Source organism: Streptomyces sp. NBC_01296 (assembly GCF_035984415.1).
Taxonomy (GTDB): Bacteria; Actinomycetota; Actinomycetes; order Streptomycetales; family Streptomycetaceae; genus Streptomyces.
On sequence record NZ_CP130720.1, the window covers coordinates 2,090,903 to 2,106,203 of the forward strand.

Here is a 15,301-nt window from a genome sequence, read left to right on the forward strand (position 1 = left end):
GCGGTAAGGGCCGGACGAGGACCGCGACGGGCGTGTGAGCCAGTGCGGTGGTAATGGGGGCCGAGGCCCGTCTCTTGACCTGAGGGAGACGAAGCCGAAGCTCTCGTCACCGCCCGTCGCGGTCCCAGCCACTCCTCATATACAGGGGCCACGCACAGAGTCCCCTGTATATGAGGACAACCTCCCCAACGACTCCGCCCGGCGGTGCGAACGTCCTCTTCCGGACGCCGTCCTCGCACCGCTCCGCGGGCATCGGGCCGGCTGCGCCGGCCTCCGGCCGTCGGGCTCTGCCCGAGGCCACTCCTACTCCGCCCGGCGGTGCGAATGTCCTGTCGCGCCAGCCTCGCACCGTCGGGCGGTCACACCCAAAGCGCCGAGTCACGGACGGTCCCGTGACTCGGCGCTTTGTCATGCGCGGCGGTCGATGACGTCGATGGACAGGTGCGGCCACGGCGTGGTGAGCGCGGCCAGTTCGTCCGACGTCGGTCCGGTCGCTGCGCGCAGGGACTCGGCGGGGCTGAAGTGGACGGTCGTACCGGTCGTACCGGTCGTGCCGTCGCCGGCGACCGGTGTCAGGTCGGTCGCGGGAACGCCGTGTTCGTAGCGCTGGAACCAGGCTCCGCCCGCCCGGCGGTTGGTGTGGACGAGCCACTCGCTGAGCGCCGCGACGACGGACATGCCGCGCCGCGGATGGCCGTCGGGCAGGATCTGCGCGTCGGGGTGATCGAAGAACCGGAGGTCCTTCGTCGCCATGATCGGCTTCTTCACCGGCCGGCCGTGGTCGTCGAGGCGGGTGTCGGTGCCCCGGCCCTCGTCGGCCACGGACACCGAGCCGTCGGCGTGCAGCGTGATCGTGCAACGCCCCCCGCCCACGCACTCCGCCTCGTCGGCCGCGTAGGCGACGACCTCGAGGAGCAGGTGGGGAAGGCCGCCAGGAGCGAATTCGGCCTGGTTCTCACGGATGTGGGCAAGGTGGTCGGCGTCCACGGAACCTGCCCAGTCGTGCGTCGTGTTGCGCCACGAGGCCATTGATCTGTCCATGGGAGCAGTATGCCGACGGGCGCTGGGTCAGGGGCGGGGGAGGCGGATCGAGAGGGCCAGGGCGGCCGCCAGGAGGACCACCGTCACCAGGGCGGTCGCGGACAGGGCTGCCGACGGCGTGCGGCCGTGGTCCGTGAAGGCCGTCCAGACCGTGACCAGCAGAGCCACGCCGACCGCGTTGGCCAGTTGCTGCACCGCGTTCAGTACGCCGGACGCGGAGCCCACCTCCGGTTCGCGGACGCCCGCCAGGATCACGTCGAACAGCGGTGGGATCACCAGCCCCATGCCGAGCCCGGTCGTGAGGGTGCCCGGGACCAGCCGCCAGCCGTCCGTGGCGCCGGCGGCCGAGGCGGCGAGCAGCCCCAGCCCCAGCGCGGTCAGGACTATTCCGCACTGGATCACCACCCGGCCGTGCCGCCGGGCGAGCCCACCCGCCGGGCCGGCGGAGACGGCCATGCCGAGGGCCATGGGGGCGATCGCGTACCCCGCGCCCTGCGGTGAGAGGCCGAGCGGGCCCTGGAGGAAGAGGGACAGCACCATCATCAAGCCGGTGAACGAGGCGAAGAACGCGACGGCGACCAGAACGCCGCTGGTGTAGCCCCGGTTGGCCAGCAGGCTCGGCGTCATGAGCGGCGAGGGCCGTCGGTGCTGCAGGCGCGCGAAGAGCACGAAACCGAGCGGTCCTGCTGCGAGGAGGGCGAACCCCCAGACCGGCCAGCCCAGTTCCCGGCCCTCGACCAGGGGATACACGAGCGCCCCGGAAGCCGCCCCGGCCAGCAGCATGCTCGGTACGTCGAGCCGCAGGCCGGCGTCGGACGCGCCGCGCGGGATCCACCGGAGCGCGCCGGCCAGCGCCGCGAGGCCCAGCGGCAGGTTGACCAGGAACACCATCCGCCAGCCGGCGCCGAACAGGTCCGTGCCCGCCAGGAGGCCGCCCACCACCGGGCCGCCGACCGCACACAGGCCCATGACCGGGCCGAACAGGCCGAAGGCCTTGCCCAGTTCCGGCTCCGGGAAGGTCTCCTTGACGATGCCGAAGCCCTGCGGCAGCAGCAGCGCGCCGCATGCGCCCTGCAGCGCCCTGGCCGCGATCAGCGCACCCGGCCCCGGCGCCAGTGCGCAGAGCACGGAGGCCAGGGTGAACCCGGCGGCGCCGATGAGGAAGAGCGGGCGCCGCCCGTACCGGTCGCCCAGCCGCCCGGCGGTGATCAGCAGGACGGCGAAGGGCAGGGTGTAAGCGGCGCCGAGCCACTGGGCGGTCTCCCGACCCCCGCCGAGGTCGGCGGCGATGGCGGGGGCGGCGACCCCGGTGATCGTGGCGTCGAGGAGGTCCATGACCTCGGCGAGCAGGACGACGGCCAGGACCGCCCAACGCTGTGGATACGGCGGACAGGTGTGTGACATGGCGGTACTCCCCCAGGGAAACGGACGGGAACGACGGACGACCCACAACGCATGACGAACGGTGTTCGTCACGAACAACGTTCGCCACGAACACCGTTCGCTGTCAAGTGCTAGTCTGACGCCATGGATTCACCGGCCCGCCGCAAGAGCACCCGCTCCCGCCCCGCCAAGCCCCCGCTCAGCGAGCGGGCCGTGATCGATGCCGGCCTGCGGGTGCTGCGCCGCGAGGGCCTGGACGCGGTGACCATGCGGAAGGTGGCCGCCGAGCTGGACACCGGGCCCGCGTCGCTCTACGTCTACGTCGCCCAACGCGACGAGCTGCTGCGCCTGATGCTCGATGCGGTGATCGCGACGGTGCCGCTGCCCGAGCTGCCCGCCGCCCCGCCCGGGGACTGGCGCGCCCGGCTGGCCGGGCTGATCACCGATGTGGTCCACGCCCTCAACACCCACCCCGGCATCGGCCGGGTCTCGCTCGGCTCCATCCCGGCCTCCCCCGCCTGGCTCGACCTCTTCGACCGGATCCTCGGCCTCCTGCTGGCCGGCGGGGTCGACCGCCAACGCGCCGCCTGGGGCTGCGATCTGATCGCCCTGCACATCGGGGCGGTCACGTACGAGGTCTCCGTCGCGCACCCGCCGGCCGGCGACGGCCCGGACGCCCTGCAAGGCGCCCTGGAGGCCCGCCACGCCCAGGTCTCCATCGAGGACCGGCTCGCCCGGCTGGATCCGGGCCGGCACCCGCATCTCGCCGCGAGCGCCGCCGAGTTGGCGGCGGGTCCGGCCGCCGCCCGGCTCGCCCTCGGCATCGAGGTGCTGATCGGCGGCCTGGCCCCGGCGTAGCGCACGCAGTACGGCCCCCGCCCCTCCATGCGGAGGGACGGGGGCCGTACGTAAAGCCGGTACTGCTGCCGCCTCGGTCGTCAGACCGCCAGCGGGCGGATCGCGGTCGGGGCGTGGCCCGGCTCGGTCGCGAGCTCCTCGAACTCGGTGACGTCGCTCATGTCGACCGTCTTGCTCATCGAGATGTTGGTGACGCGCTCCAGGATGGCCTCGACGACCACCGGGACGCTGAACTCGGCGGCGAGCTTCTTGGCCTCCTCGAAGGCGGCGCCCAGCTCGTTCGGGTCGGTGACACGGATCGCCTTGCAGCCGAGACCCTCGACGACCTTGACGTGGTCGACGCCGTAGACACCCAGCTCGGGGGCATTGATGTTCTCGAACTCCAGGTTGACCTCGAAGTTGATGCCGAGGCCGCCCTGTGCCTGACGGATCAGGCCGAGGTAGGCGTTGTTCACCAGGACGTGGACGTACGGGATCTTGTGCTGCGCACCGACCGCCAGCTCCTCCAGCATGAACTGGAAGTCGTAGTCGCCGGAGAGGGCGACGACGGGGGTCTGCGGGTCGGCGGTGGCGACACCCAGCGCGGCCGGGATGGTCCAGCCGAGCGGGCCGGCCTGGCCGCAGTTGATCCAGTGGCGCGGCTTGAAGACGTGCAGCATCTGCGCGCCGGCGATCTGGGAGAGGCCGATGGTGGTGACGTAGCGCGTCTCCGGGCCGAAGGCCTTGTTCATCTCCTCGTAGACGCGCTGCGGCTTCATGGGGATGTTGTCGAAGTGCGTACGGCGCTGCAGCGTGGCCTTGCGCTCCAGGTGGGAGGCGACCCACGCGCTGAAGTCGGGCAGCTTGCCCTCGGCCTTGAGCTCCTTGGCGACCTCGATGAAGATCTCCAGCGCGGCCTTGGCGTCGGAGGCGATGCCGAGGTCCGGGGCGAAGATCTTGCCGATCTGGGTGGGCTCGATGTCGACGTGGACGAACTTGCGGTCGCCGAGGTACGCGTCCAGGTTGTAACCGGTGTGACGGTTGGCCCAGCGGTTGCCGATGCCGAGGACGAAGTCCGACTCGAGGAACGTCGCGTTGCCGTAGCGGTGCGAGGTCTGGACGCCGACCATGCCGGCGGCGAGCTCGTGGTCGTCGGGGATGACGCCCCAGCCCATGAGGGTGGAGATGACCGGGACACCGGTCAGCTCGGCGAACTCGACCAGCAGGTCGGAGGCGTCGGCGTTGATGATGCCGCCGCCGGCGACGATCAGCGGACGCTCGGACTCCAGCAGGAACTGGATGGCCTTCTCGGCCTGCTTCCGCGTGGCGGCCGGCTTGTGGACGGCCAGCGGCTCGTACAGGTCGGGGTCGAACTCGATCTCGGTCAGCTGGACGTCGATCGGGAGGTCGATCAGGACCGGGCCCGGACGGCCGGAGCGCATCAGGTAGAAGGCCTCCTGGAACACGCCGGGGACCTGCGCGGCCTCCAGGACCGTGGTGGCCTTCTTGGTGACCGGCTTCGCGATCGAGGCGATGTCGACGGCCTGGAAGTCCTCCTTGTGGAGCTTCGCGACCGGAGCCTGACCGGTGATGCACAGGATCGGGATGGAGTCCGCGATGGCCGAGTACAGGCCGGTGATCATGTCGGTGCCGGCGGGGCCGGACGTACCGATGCAGACACCGATGTTGCCCGGGTTGGTGCGGGTGTAGCCCTCGGCCATGTGCGAGGCGCCCTCGACGTGGCGGGCGAGGGTGTGGTTGATGCCACCGACGTTCTTGAGCTCGCGGTAGAACGGGTTGATCGCAGCGCCGGGCACGCCGAACGCTTGCGAAACGCCCTCGCGCTTGAGGATCTCCACTGCAGCGGCGGCGGCTGTCATACGAGGCATCGAGTTCTCCTGCGGGTCTGGCGGTCAGACTGCTTCCCGGGGCGTTTCCACAATCCGGAAGTTTTGTTCTGCTATACGGAACAAGCTAAGCGGCCAGTCCCCGCACGTCAAGGAGCTTCAGCACCCCGGAACACACCAAATGCCGCGTCTCGCGCAAGCGAGTTGTACGAACCACCGGGACCCGGCCGAATATGAGGGGAAAATCGAGGGCAAGCCCGCCCGCCGGTGGCAGGTGGTGGAGCATGGAGCTACGCACAGCGACGGAGGGGGCCCTGCACTCATGGCGGAAGCGGTACCGGTGCGCTGCCCGGCATGCCTGCGCGAGAACGGCTACGCCGCTCCGGTCTTCCCGTGCGCCTGCGGAAGCCCGGTCACCCCGCCCCTGGACCTCGCGGCGCCGCCCGTGCCGCTGACGCACCGCACCTGGTCGGATGCCTGGGTGGCGGTGCGGTGCACGGCGTGCGGGCGGGTGAGCGAGTGGCCGCACCCCGAGCTGGGATGCGCGTCGTGCGGGACGGTGGTGCGGATTCCGGTGCACCCGGTGGAGACGGTGACGGGGGCGGGGCCCGGCTCGGGGCCCGGCGTACGGGACGGGCTGCTGCCGCGGCCCGGCGTACGCGGGCAGGGCCGGGCGGCGGATCCGGGGCGGCCGGGCGCGCCGGGCCGGGACGGTTCGGCCGGTGCCACCGGGTCAGCCGGCCCGGTCGGCGCGGAGGGCGCGTCCGAGACGTCCGGCGCGTCCGGACCGGCCCCCGGGCAGCCTGCGGCGGCGCCGGTGCCGCGGCCGGCGTTCCGCCCGGTGACCATCCGTACCGCCCGGGACGCGGTGGCCACGGCCGCGCTGTACCTGCGGTGGCTCGGCTTCCAGGACGTCCGCCAGCCCGACGGGCGGCCCATCCCCTCGGCGGCCGTGGACCTGCGGGCCCCCGGGCTCGTGGCGCAGGTGGACCCGACCACCGCGCCGGCCGGGCTGCGGGCCGTGGAATGCGTCTGGCTGAACGGACTGACGGCCTCCGCGACCAGCGTCTACTTCGCGCTCGCCGGGTATACGCAGGACGCCCGCTCCCGCGCGGACGACCTCGGGATACCGCTGTTCGTCATGGACCTCACGGGCATGCCGCAGCCGGTCAACGACCCGGCGGACCAGCTGGTGGGCGCGGGGTCGTAGGGGGTGTCTGGTCGGTCAGGGCCGGCCGGTCGATCAGGCCGCGGGGCAGGACGTAGGCTCGGAACACATATCCGTATCCGTTGGTTGCTTGCTTGCGTGCCCGCTTGCCTGCGCGGGTGCCTGCCTACGCGGGTGCCTGCCTGCGCGCCCGCCCTTTCCCTGCCGAGGAGAGCCCGATGAGCCTGTACGACATCCCGCTGACCACCCTGTCCGACGAGCCCACCAGCCTGGCGGCCCACAAGGGCAAGGCGATCCTGCTGGTGAACACCGCTTCGCAGTGCGGTCTCACCCCGCAGTACTCGGGACTGGCCCGGCTGCAGTTCACGTACGAGGAGAAGGGCTTCACCGTCGTCGGCGTGCCCTGCAACCAGTTCGGCGAGCAGGAGCCCGGCAACGCCGAGGACATCGCGACCTTCTGCGCGGCCGGTTTCGGCGTGACCTTCCCGATGCTGGAGAAGACCGAGGTCAACGGCGAGAACCGGCACCCGCTGTACCAGGAGCTGGTGAAGACCCCGGACGCCGACGGCGAGGCGGGCGACATCCAGTGGAACTTCGAGAAGTTCCTGATCTCCCCGGCCGGTGAGGTCGTGGCGCGCTTCCGTCCGCGCACCGAGCCCGAGTCCCCCGAGGTCATCGCCGCGATCGAGGCGCAGCTGCCCGCCTGACCGACCGTACGGCGGGGCGGGCCGGCCGTACGGCGGCCCGCCCCCAGCCGTACCCGGACCCGACTCAGCCGAGCTCGGACTCGTCGTACTCGGCCCCTGAGCCGGCCGCGGTCAGCTCCCGCAGCTCCACCCGGCGGATCTTGCCGGACACGGTCTTCGGCAGCTCCGCGAACTCGATGCGGCGGATCCGCTTGTACGGGGACAGCACCGCGCGGGAGTGCGCGAACAGGGCCCGCGCGGTCTCCGGCCCGGGCTCCCAGCCGGCGGCGAGCGCGATGTACGCCTTCGGCACGGCGAGGCGCAGCGGGTCGGGGGCCGGGACCACGGCGGCCTCGGCGACGGCCTCGTGCTCCAGCAGGGCGCTCTCGAGCTCGAACGGGCTGATCTTGTAGTCGGAGGCCTTGAAGACGTCGTCCGAGCGCCCGACGTAGGTGAGGTACCCGGCTTCGTCGCGCGAGGCGATGTCGCCGGTGCGGTAGAGCCCGTCCGCCATGGCCTCGGCGGTGCGCTCCGGATCGTCCCGGTAGCCGGTCATCACCCCGGCGGGCCGGCGGCGCAGGTCGACGCAGAGTTCGCCCTCGTCGGGGGACTCCTTGCCGGTGACGGGGTCGAGGAGCACGATCTCGTACCCGGGCGCGGGACGCCCCATCGACCCGGGCTTGACCGGGACGCCGGGGAAGTTGCCGACCTGGAGGGTGGTCTCGGTCTGGCCGAAGCCGTCGCGGATGGTGACGCCCCAGGCCTCGCGGACCTTCTCGATGACCTCGGGGTTGAGCGGCTCGCCCGCGGCGACGGCCTCGCGCGGAGGGGTGCGGAGTTTGGTGAGGTCGGACTGGATCAGCATCCGCCACACGGTGGGCGGGGCGCAGAAGGTGGTCACGCCGTGCCGGTCCATTTCGTCCATCAGCCGCTCGGCGTCGAAGCGGGTGTAGTTGTGCACGAAGACGGTGGCGCCGGCGTTCCACGGGGCGAAGAGGTTGGACCAGGCGTGCTTGGCCCAGCCGGGCGAGGCGATGTTGAGGTGCACGTCGCCCGGGCGCAGCCCGAGCCAGTACATGGTGGAGAGGTGCCCGATGGGGTACGAGGCGTGCGTGTGCTCGACGAGCTTGGGGCGGGCGGTGGTCCCGGAGGTGAAGTAGAGCATCAGCGGGTCGGTGGAGAGCGTCTCGCCGTCCGGGCTGAAGTGGGGGTCGGCCGCGTACATGTCCTCGAGCCGGCGCCATCCGGTGGGTACGTCCGCTCCGGCGGCGATCCGGGTGTAGGTGCCGGGGACCTCGTCGAACTTGCCGGTGTCCTCGGCGCGCACGACGACGTGCCGGACGTGGCCGCGCTCGATGCGGTCGCGCAGGTCCGCCGCGCCGAGGAGGGGGGTGGCGGGGATGACGACGGCGCGCAGCTTCATCGCGCCGAGCATGACCTCCCACAGCTCGCGCTGGTTGCCGAGCATGACCAGGACCCGGTCGCCGGCCGCGACGCCCTGGTCGCGCAGCCAGTTGGCGGCGGAGGCCGACCGTACGGACAGCTCCCCGAAGGAGACGGACCGGCTGGTGCCGTCCTCCTCGACGATGCGCAGGGCGTCGGCGCCGTTGCCGGTGGCGATGTGGTCGAACCAGTCCAGGGCCCAGTTGAAGCGCTCGGGCCGCGGCCACGTGAATCCGGTGCGGGCGGCTTCGTAGTCCCCGCGGCGTTCGAGCAGGAAGTCGCGTGCGGCCAGGAACTCGGCGGTGGCGCCGCTGTTGGTGAAGCCGGTCTCGGCGTTCTCGGCGTTCTCGGGGATGTTGTGCGTCATGGGAGGCATCGTGCCGTGCCGGCCGTAATCCCCACCAGAGCGGCGTCAGCCGCTGATTGACCCGAAGCGCACGAAACCGCGGCCGTCCTCGTCCGCCATGTCGGCGATCAGCCGCTCCCCCTCGGCAACGATCTCTTCCTTGTCCGTCTTCGACACCTTCCCGAGGAGCTCGACGGTCAGCGTCCCCGCCTCCAGCCGCCACAGCCCGCCGACGAAACCGTCCACGAGAAGGGTGCGGTAGGACTGGTTGCCCACCCAGGTGCGCCCCTTGGCCTCGGGGGCGACCACGCGGGTGCGGTCGGCGTGGGAGAGCAGCAGGTTGTCGAACTCCGGGAGGAAGCGGGGCGGGGCCGGGGTGGCGGCGTCGGGCCGGGGCGCGTCGGGCAGGTCGAACAGCTCGACGCCGTTCTCGTCGCGGAAGACGGCCAGCTGAGGGCGCAGCCGCTCGAAGGCCTCCCGCAGCCGGGTCAGCCCGGCCCAGACCTGCATGTCCTTGACGGAGGCGGGTCCGAAGGCGCCGAGGTAGCGCAGTACGACGTCGTCCACGGTCTGCGGGGCGGGCGCGGAAGGCGCGGAAGGCGCGGCGGGCGTGTCGAGCCACTGCTCGACGGTGGTGAGCCGTACCTGCCCGCTGCGTCCCCACACCCCGCGGGGCGTCACCTGGACGAGCGGGAGCCGGCACCGCGCGGCGATGGACAGGGACTGCGGATCGGCGTCGGGCCACTGCGTGAGCAGCTCCTCCCGGATCTCGCCCATCGTGCGGGGCTCGGCCTCGACGAACGCCCGCGCGAGCTCGCCGAGCCGCTCCAGATCCACTCCGACGAGGCCCTTGCGGAAGTAGTTGACCTCCCGGTCCCGGGCACCCTGGACCAGCGGCCGCAAGGTCAGTGCGTCGTGCGCGGTGTGGGTGTGGATGGTGGACCGCATGGTGACCATCCGGACCACCTGCCGCGACTCCATCAGCTCTGCGAGTTCGGCGGGCCGGAATCCGGCGAGCCGTGCGTGCAGCTGGAAGTAGGGCGGTTTCACGTTCTGCGCCTGGAGTCCGAGCAGGTGCGCCACGGCGTCCTGCGCGGACAGTGCGGCGCGGCTCAGGAGCAGCTGGCGGGCGAGCGTGGCACGGTTCAGTGAACGGGTGTCGAGTACGGGATGCGCAGTCCGGGAGGCCATGAACAGCAAGCTACTCCCCGTTGCGGACAGATACTGTCCTCAACGGGGCCACCCCCACACCCCAGCCCCCTCAATCCACACAGCCGACACAAACGCCCAAAACCGGGAGCTGACCTGCGATGTCGGAGCGCCCAGACCACCGCCCCTCGCCGTCCGGCAAGCGCCAGGGATGGCGCCGCCCCGCGCCCCCGCCCGCTTCGCCACCCGCTTCCCCGCCAGCCGGCCCGAAGCCCGCTCCGGCGCCGGCCCCTCCCCCGAACCACCGCAGCGTGATCGACTCCGCCGTCTACCGCGACGGCCGGCGCATCGCCTCTCCCGCGACCCTGGCGGAGACGTTCCGGCGGCTGCGCGACGAGCCCGACGGCATGGCCTGGATCGGCCTGCACCGCCCCACCGAGCCCGAGCTCCACTCCCTGGCCGCCGAGTTCAACCTCCACGAGCTCGCCGTCGAGGACGCCCTCGAGGCCCACCAGCGCCCCAAGCTGGAGCGCTACGGCGACACCCTCTTCGTCGTCCTGCGCGCGGCGCGCTACCTCGACGCCCCGGAGGAGGTCGAGTTCGGCGAGCTTCACATCTTCGTCGGCCCGGACTTCCTGATCACGGTCCGCCACGGCGCCGCCCCGGACCTCTCCGCGGTCCGCCGCCGCATGGAGGAGACCCCGGAGCTCCTCTCCCTCGGCCCCGAGGCCGCCCTGTACGCGATCCTCGACGCGGTGGTCGACGGCTACGCGCCCGTCGTCGCGGGCGTCCAGAACGACATGGACGAGATCGAGACGGAGGTCTTCCGCGGCGACCCGGAGGTCTCCCGCCGCATCTACGAACTCTCCCGCGAAATGGTCGAGTTCCAGCGCGCCACCCGCCCCCTGGTCGGCATGCTCCACGCCCTGATGGCCGGCTTCGCGAAGTACGGCACGGACGAGGAACTCCAGCGCTACCTCCGCGACGTGGCCGACCACGTCACCCACACCAGCGAACGCGTGGACGGCTTCCGCCAGGCCCTGACGGAAATCCTGACGGTCAACGCCACCCTGGTCTCCCAACAACAGAACGCCGAAATGCGCGCCCTGGCCGAAGCCGGCTTCGAACAAAACGAGGAGATCAAGAAGATCTCCGCCTGGGCGGCCATTCTGTTTGCGCCCACACTCGTGGGAACCATTTACGGCATGAACTTCGAGCAGATGCCTGAGTTGAGTTGGAGTCTCGGATACCCCTTCGCGGTCGGCTTGATGGGTGTGGTTTGCGTCAGTTTGTACGCAATTTTCAAGCGCCGGGACTGGCTCTAGAGTCGGCCGACTCTGCTCAAGCAGCTTGCATGGATTGCTCTTGCTCCTCTCGATCGGAGAGCCATACGGGGCGCTGGGGAGTGCCTGGGGAGAAGTGATGCGGGTGATCTCGTCTACCTGCCTCCAGCAAGGCCCTGACCAGGACTTTTACCCTCCTGTAGGCGTTGGGGAGAATCGACTGGCGATCCACGGCCTGTATCCGCGGCTTCGCCTCTTCGTGCTCAACATCTCGCGGCGCCCTTGCTGCACGCGCAACTGATCACAGAAAGTGACATCGGCACGGAGCCACACCTGGCTCACCTTGGGCGCAGGCCGGCGCATCACGGCCCGCATCGCTTCTGCGGCCGCCATAATGGAGGCATGTCCTCCAGCCCACAGCATCCTGCACCCGCGCCGAGGGAGCTCTCCGGCGCGGAAGCCGAGGACCTCGCGTTGTACCAGGAGAAGTTCCGGCGCCGTCTGCCGGAATCGCTGGACGAGCTGCACGGGCCGGCGCACGGTGTCGTAGAGCTGCCGCTGCACCTGGCCTGGTCCGGGATGACCTCGTACGACCTGGGCAAACCTCGCCAGCGCGTGGGCCTGTACCGCACCGTCCTGCACGAGGGCCTGCACGACGACCTGCCCCTCTACCTCAATCAGGATCTACTCCTCCAGCTGTGGCCCGTGCTGCGCACGCTCGTCGGTCGCACCGTGCGCACCGTGTGGGAGGACGCCTTTCCCCAGCTCGCCTCCCGCACCCGGGCAGCCGCGTGACGGACATGCCGGAGCTGCACACGCGGCTCCTGGCGGATGTGATCGCCCTCGGCTCGCCGTATCCCTTGGTCCTCACCGGCGGGTATGCCGTGAGGGCGCACCGCCTCGTGAACCGTCCCAGCCAGGACCTCGATGTCGCCACCGAGAACCCGGCGCCCATGGCCGACATCGCGGCCGCAGTCTGTCGCGGCCTCGAGGCCCGGGGCTGGAAAGTGCAGGCGCTGGAAACTGCCCCGCTGTCCGCTCGCTTCACCGTGACCGACCCGGTCACCGGGCAGGACTGTGAAGTCGACATCCTGAAGGAAATCTTCTGGCGGCCCGTCTCCCAGAGCCCGTACGGGCCCGTCCTCGCGGAGGAGGACGTGATCGGGACCAAGGTTCGCGCCCTCGCCGACCGCGGAGCGCCCCGCGACCTGATCGACGTGTTCGCTGCCTCCCGCCGCTGGACGAACTCTGAACTCGAGGAGTTCGGCCGCCGCCACGCCCGTGGCCGCTTCGAGCGCGAGGACTTGCAGGCGAACCTCACGGGCGCCGAGTGGACTGACGACGAAGCCTTCGGGGCCTACGGCCTGGATGAGACCACCATCGCCGCTCTTCGTACCTGGGCCGTGGAGTGGGCCGATGACCTCGCGGCCCGACTCCTCGAAGAGTCCGGTGATCCGGACATCGACTGATCGAATCCGGACGAGACCGCATCTGCCTGCCGACAAGACCGACCGGCCCCAAGAACTTCAGACACCGGACGGGCTACGAAACCCGGCATCGCGCCGCGTCCGCACATGTCGAGGGCTGCGACAGCCGTGGCCGGTAGGGCCATGCGCTCCCGAGCGCCTGTGCCGCCCTGCGAAAGGTCGCGAGGGCAGAGGATGTCCGCATCGGGCGGCGTCGGGACCGTGTGTTCCCAGAAGGACGGTGGCCGCCGCAACCGGGTTTGAGCTCGGCACACCGGCAACGCCATGATGGGGCCGTTCGAGTGGCACCGGTGCGGTAGGAGCAGCAGATGCGGCGAGACGGGAAGACGGCCCCGTCCGATCTCCAGCTGAAGATCGTGCTGCACGGCACAAGACCGCCCCTGTGGCGGCGCCTCGTGCTGCCGTCCGATGCTTCGCTCGGGACGCTGCACGACGCCATCCAGGTCGCCTTCGGATGGCAGGGTGGCCATCTGCATCTCTTCACCGACGAGTTCGGCCGGGGGTACGGCGAGGCGGCCCGACTCACCGGCATCGATCTCGGCTTCGGCCACCAGGTCGGCGACGAGGATGCCACCGCGCTCGGCGACGTGCTGGCCGAGGAGAAGGCACGGCTGCGCTACGTCTACGACTTCGGCGACGACTGGGAGCACGGGATCACGCTGGAGAAGACACTGCCGCGCCCGGTCGGCGCGGAGCGGGCGGTGCGCTGCGTCGGCGGGCGTCGCGCCGACGTACCGGCCGAGGACATCGGCGGCGTGTGGGGGCTGGCCGAGGTGCTGGAGTTCCTCGACACCCCGGGCGGGGCCGGGGATGGCCCGCACGGTGAGCTTGTCGCCGAGCTGCGGGCGGCCGGATACGATCCGGCGGCCTTCGACCGGGACGGGATCACCGCGCGGCTGGCCCGGCTGACGCCGGACACGGTGTCCGGCAAAGCGAAGCCGCCGACCGGTGATGGGGTCGGGCGCGGCGGTGTCCGTCGGCTGACCGCCGAGGACGTGGCGTTGTGTACCTGCGGGCAGTGCGGGGTGGGCGGTCCGGTCGATGCCGGAGTCGACGGACCGGCTGAGGATGTGCCTGTGCTGCGCCCGGTGACTCTGGCTCCGCGGGAGGACCTTTTCGCTGCCGTGCGGGGTGTTCCGCTCTTCGACGCTGCGCTGCGGCTCGCCGCCTGGTGCCGCGAGGGACGGCAGGTCACCGCCGGCCGGGTGCTTCGGCCCGCGCTCGCCCGTGCGGCCGTCGAGGAGCTCCAGCTGTGGAAGCCGGCCGGCGACGACTCGCCGTATGCCGATGCCGTCGGGCGGGCTCGTGCGTTGAAGTCGCTGCGCAGCGCCAAGGACGTGGCCGTTCTCGATGATCCGTGGTGGCTCGCCGTGGACGGCGGGTTGATCACGGTCAGCGGGGGCCGCGCGTGGGGTGGCGCGGCAACCGACTTCACCGGTGAGGGCCTCCTGGAGTTCTGGGCCGCCACGATGGGCGATCTGCTGGAGGAGATCGGTGAGACGGGGGTGCTGGACGGGTGGCACGGTGAGCTGGGCGAGCTGACGGCCGAGATCGCCGACGGACTGGTCGGCCTGCTGTACGACGCCCCGGACGACGCCTGGGTGGATGTCGACGGCCTGCGTGCGAAGGCCCGCGAGGTGGGCGAGAACGGGCCGGAGTTCGATCTCTTCCAGGCGCTGTTCGCGGCGTCCTTCCAGGGACTCGGCGAAGGGCTCGCCCTGCTGGGCGCGGTGGAGTACGAGCCCGGTGACGGCGTCGATTCGGCCGAGGAGAATCTGCGCACACTCCAGAACGCCCTGGTCGGACAGGAGCTGGGCGGCGGTTCGGGAACCTCGACGGCGGCGTCGGACCGGTCGTGGGACGACCAGCGCGGGCACCGCATGCGGCTCACCCCACTCGGCCGCTACGGGCTCCGCGCGTACCTGATGGAGTGCGGTGTGCCCGCGCCGCTGCTCGGTGAGTACGCCGAAGCGGACGCCGACGCTCTGCTCCAGGGGCTCCTGGGCTACTCCCCCGAGGAGATGCGCCGGGAGGTCGAAGGGTGGCTGGCACACCGTTCGGCGACGGATGCCGCGGTAGGGCTGCTCGACGCATGCGTGGGAGACGGCTGCGAGGCAGCGGCGAAGCGCGCCGTGGCCCAACTGGTGCTGGCCGGCCTCGACGACCCGCGGGCGCTGCGCGTGCTGCGCAAGGCAGCGGACTCCGACGCCGAGGGGTGCCACCAGGTGGCCACCGCGACCCTGGGCGCACGCCTCGGGGCAGAAGCAGACGTGGACCCGGCGCGGGCGGAGCAGTCGGAACTGTGGCTGCTCATCGACGGACTGTCGATCCTCGCCGGTGCTCAGGAGAGGCAGGAGCTGACCCGGGGCTTCCTGGAGAACTGGAACACGGCGCCGGAGCCGCTCGAACAGCGGGTGGACGAGCTGTGGCGAGTGGAGCACCCAGCCACCGCCCAGGTGCTCGCCGAACTGGGCGAGGGCTTGCGCGGCGTCGACAAGCGGCTGGCCAAGCGCATGCGTACCGCGGCGAACAAGGCCCACTCCCGCCGGTGACGGCGGGGTCGGACCCTGCTGGTGGACGAAGACGCGGTGAAGACCGCCTGGACGATGGTGAGGCGAAAAGCGAGTGGCA

12 protein-coding genes are annotated in these 15,301 nt (G+C 71.2%); 7 read left to right on the forward strand and 5 right to left on the reverse strand.

All coding sequences use genetic code 11. From position 1 onward, the window contains the following. Window positions 1–408 precede the first annotated feature (408 nt). Complete coding sequence (locus OG299_RS09780; protein WP_327361249.1) at window positions 409–1,041, reverse strand: ATP-binding protein; 633 nt, start codon at window positions 1,039–1,041, stop codon at window positions 409–411. Window positions 1,042–1,068: 27 nt separating this feature from the next. Then, window positions 1,069–2,445 carry an MFS transporter gene (locus tag OG299_RS09785; RefSeq protein ID WP_327361250.1) on the reverse strand — a complete coding sequence of 459 codons (1,377 nt, stop codon included), beginning with the start codon at window positions 2,443–2,445 and terminating at the stop codon, window positions 1,069–1,071. 123 nt (window positions 2,446–2,568) lie between these two features. Here OG299_RS09785 and OG299_RS09790 point away from each other — a divergent pair, with 123 nt between their 5' ends. Next, window positions 2,569–3,282, forward strand: a complete 714-nt coding sequence (locus tag OG299_RS09790; protein ID WP_327361251.1) for a TetR/AcrR family transcriptional regulator — start codon at window positions 2,569–2,571, stop codon at window positions 3,280–3,282. An 80-nt stretch (window positions 3,283–3,362) separates the two neighbouring features. Here the strand turns inward: OG299_RS09790 and gcl are convergent, their stop codons facing one another. Beyond that, on the reverse strand, window positions 3,363–5,150 hold the full coding sequence (gcl, locus tag OG299_RS09795) for a glyoxylate carboligase (protein ID WP_266634558.1): 1,788 nt from the start codon (window positions 5,148–5,150) through the stop codon (window positions 3,363–3,365). 280 nt (window positions 5,151–5,430) lie between these two features. Between gcl and OG299_RS09800 the strand changes: the two genes are divergently transcribed. Together OG299_RS09800 and OG299_RS09805 are read left to right on the forward strand one after the other, a co-directional pair. Next, entirely contained in the window at window positions 5,431–6,318 is an 888-nt protein-coding gene (locus OG299_RS09800) for a hypothetical protein (protein WP_327361252.1), read from the forward strand. A gap of 176 nt (window positions 6,319–6,494) precedes the next feature. After that, window positions 6,495–6,983 (forward strand): glutathione peroxidase, encoded by a 489-nt coding sequence (locus OG299_RS09805; protein ID WP_266634554.1) that lies wholly within the window; start codon window positions 6,495–6,497, stop codon window positions 6,981–6,983. Between the two features lie 64 nt (window positions 6,984–7,047). Here the strand turns inward: OG299_RS09805 and OG299_RS09810 are convergent, their stop codons facing one another. Together OG299_RS09810 and OG299_RS09815 are read right to left on the reverse strand one after the other, a co-directional pair. After that, window positions 7,048–8,772 carry an AMP-binding protein gene (locus OG299_RS09810; protein WP_266634552.1) on the reverse strand — a complete coding sequence of 575 codons (1,725 nt, stop codon included), beginning with the start codon at window positions 8,770–8,772 and terminating at the stop codon, window positions 7,048–7,050. Between the two features lie 45 nt (window positions 8,773–8,817). Next, window positions 8,818–9,942, reverse strand: a complete 1,125-nt coding sequence (locus OG299_RS09815) for a winged helix DNA-binding domain-containing protein (RefSeq protein ID WP_327361253.1) — start codon at window positions 9,940–9,942, stop codon at window positions 8,818–8,820. A gap of 119 nt (window positions 9,943–10,061) precedes the next feature. Here OG299_RS09815 and OG299_RS09820 point away from each other — a divergent pair, with 119 nt between their 5' ends. The 4 genes from OG299_RS09820 to OG299_RS09835 all read left to right on the forward strand — a co-directional run bounded on the left by OG299_RS09820 (window position 10,062) and on the right by OG299_RS09835 (window position 15,222). Beyond that, complete coding sequence (locus tag OG299_RS09820; RefSeq protein ID WP_327361254.1) at window positions 10,062–11,225, forward strand: magnesium and cobalt transport protein CorA; 1,164 nt, start codon at window positions 10,062–10,064, stop codon at window positions 11,223–11,225. 360 nt (window positions 11,226–11,585) lie between these two features. After that, complete coding sequence (locus tag OG299_RS09825; protein ID WP_266662337.1) at window positions 11,586–11,978, forward strand: hypothetical protein; 393 nt, start codon at window positions 11,586–11,588, stop codon at window positions 11,976–11,978. A 5-nt stretch (window positions 11,979–11,983) separates the two neighbouring features. After that, window positions 11,984–12,652: a nucleotidyl transferase AbiEii/AbiGii toxin family protein gene (locus OG299_RS09830; RefSeq protein WP_266662339.1), complete on the forward strand. Its 669-nt coding sequence runs from the start codon at window positions 11,984–11,986 to the stop codon at window positions 12,650–12,652. 326 nt (window positions 12,653–12,978) lie between these two features. Beyond that, the gene (locus OG299_RS09835) at window positions 12,979–15,222 is read left to right on the forward strand and encodes an IS1096 element passenger TnpR family protein (protein WP_327361255.1); all 2,244 of its coding nucleotides are present in this window, start codon (window positions 12,979–12,981) and stop codon (window positions 15,220–15,222) included. Window positions 15,223–15,301: the final 79 nt, after the last annotated feature.

What these genes read in the sequence shown, in the direction of transcription:
- OG299_RS09780 (WP_327361249.1), bottom strand. Translation starts at nt 1,041, where the DNA reads ATGGACAGATCAATGGCCTCGTGGCGCAACACGACGCACGACTGGGCA.
- OG299_RS09785 (WP_327361250.1), bottom strand. Translation starts at nt 2,445, where the DNA reads ATGTCACACACCTGTCCGCCGTATCCACAGCGTTGGGCGGTCCTGGCC.
- OG299_RS09790 (WP_327361251.1), top strand. Translation starts at nt 2,569, where the DNA reads ATGGATTCACCGGCCCGCCGCAAGAGCACCCGCTCCCGCCCCGCCAAG.
- gcl (WP_266634558.1), bottom strand. Translation starts at nt 5,150, where the DNA reads ATGCCTCGTATGACAGCCGCCGCCGCTGCAGTGGAGATCCTCAAGCGC.
- OG299_RS09800 (WP_327361252.1), top strand. Translation starts at nt 5,431, where the DNA reads ATGGCGGAAGCGGTACCGGTGCGCTGCCCGGCATGCCTGCGCGAGAAC.
- OG299_RS09805 (WP_266634554.1), top strand. Translation starts at nt 6,495, where the DNA reads ATGAGCCTGTACGACATCCCGCTGACCACCCTGTCCGACGAGCCCACC.
- OG299_RS09810 (WP_266634552.1), bottom strand. Translation starts at nt 8,772, where the DNA reads ATGACGCACAACATCCCCGAGAACGCCGAGAACGCCGAGACCGGCTTC.
- OG299_RS09815 (WP_327361253.1), bottom strand. Translation starts at nt 9,942, where the DNA reads ATGGCCTCCCGGACTGCGCATCCCGTACTCGACACCCGTTCACTGAAC.
- OG299_RS09820 (WP_327361254.1), top strand. Translation starts at nt 10,062, where the DNA reads ATGTCGGAGCGCCCAGACCACCGCCCCTCGCCGTCCGGCAAGCGCCAG.
- OG299_RS09825 (WP_266662337.1), top strand. Translation starts at nt 11,586, where the DNA reads ATGTCCTCCAGCCCACAGCATCCTGCACCCGCGCCGAGGGAGCTCTCC.
- OG299_RS09830 (WP_266662339.1), top strand. Translation starts at nt 11,984, where the DNA reads ATGCCGGAGCTGCACACGCGGCTCCTGGCGGATGTGATCGCCCTCGGC.
- OG299_RS09835 (WP_327361255.1), top strand. Translation starts at nt 12,979, where the DNA reads ATGCGGCGAGACGGGAAGACGGCCCCGTCCGATCTCCAGCTGAAGATC.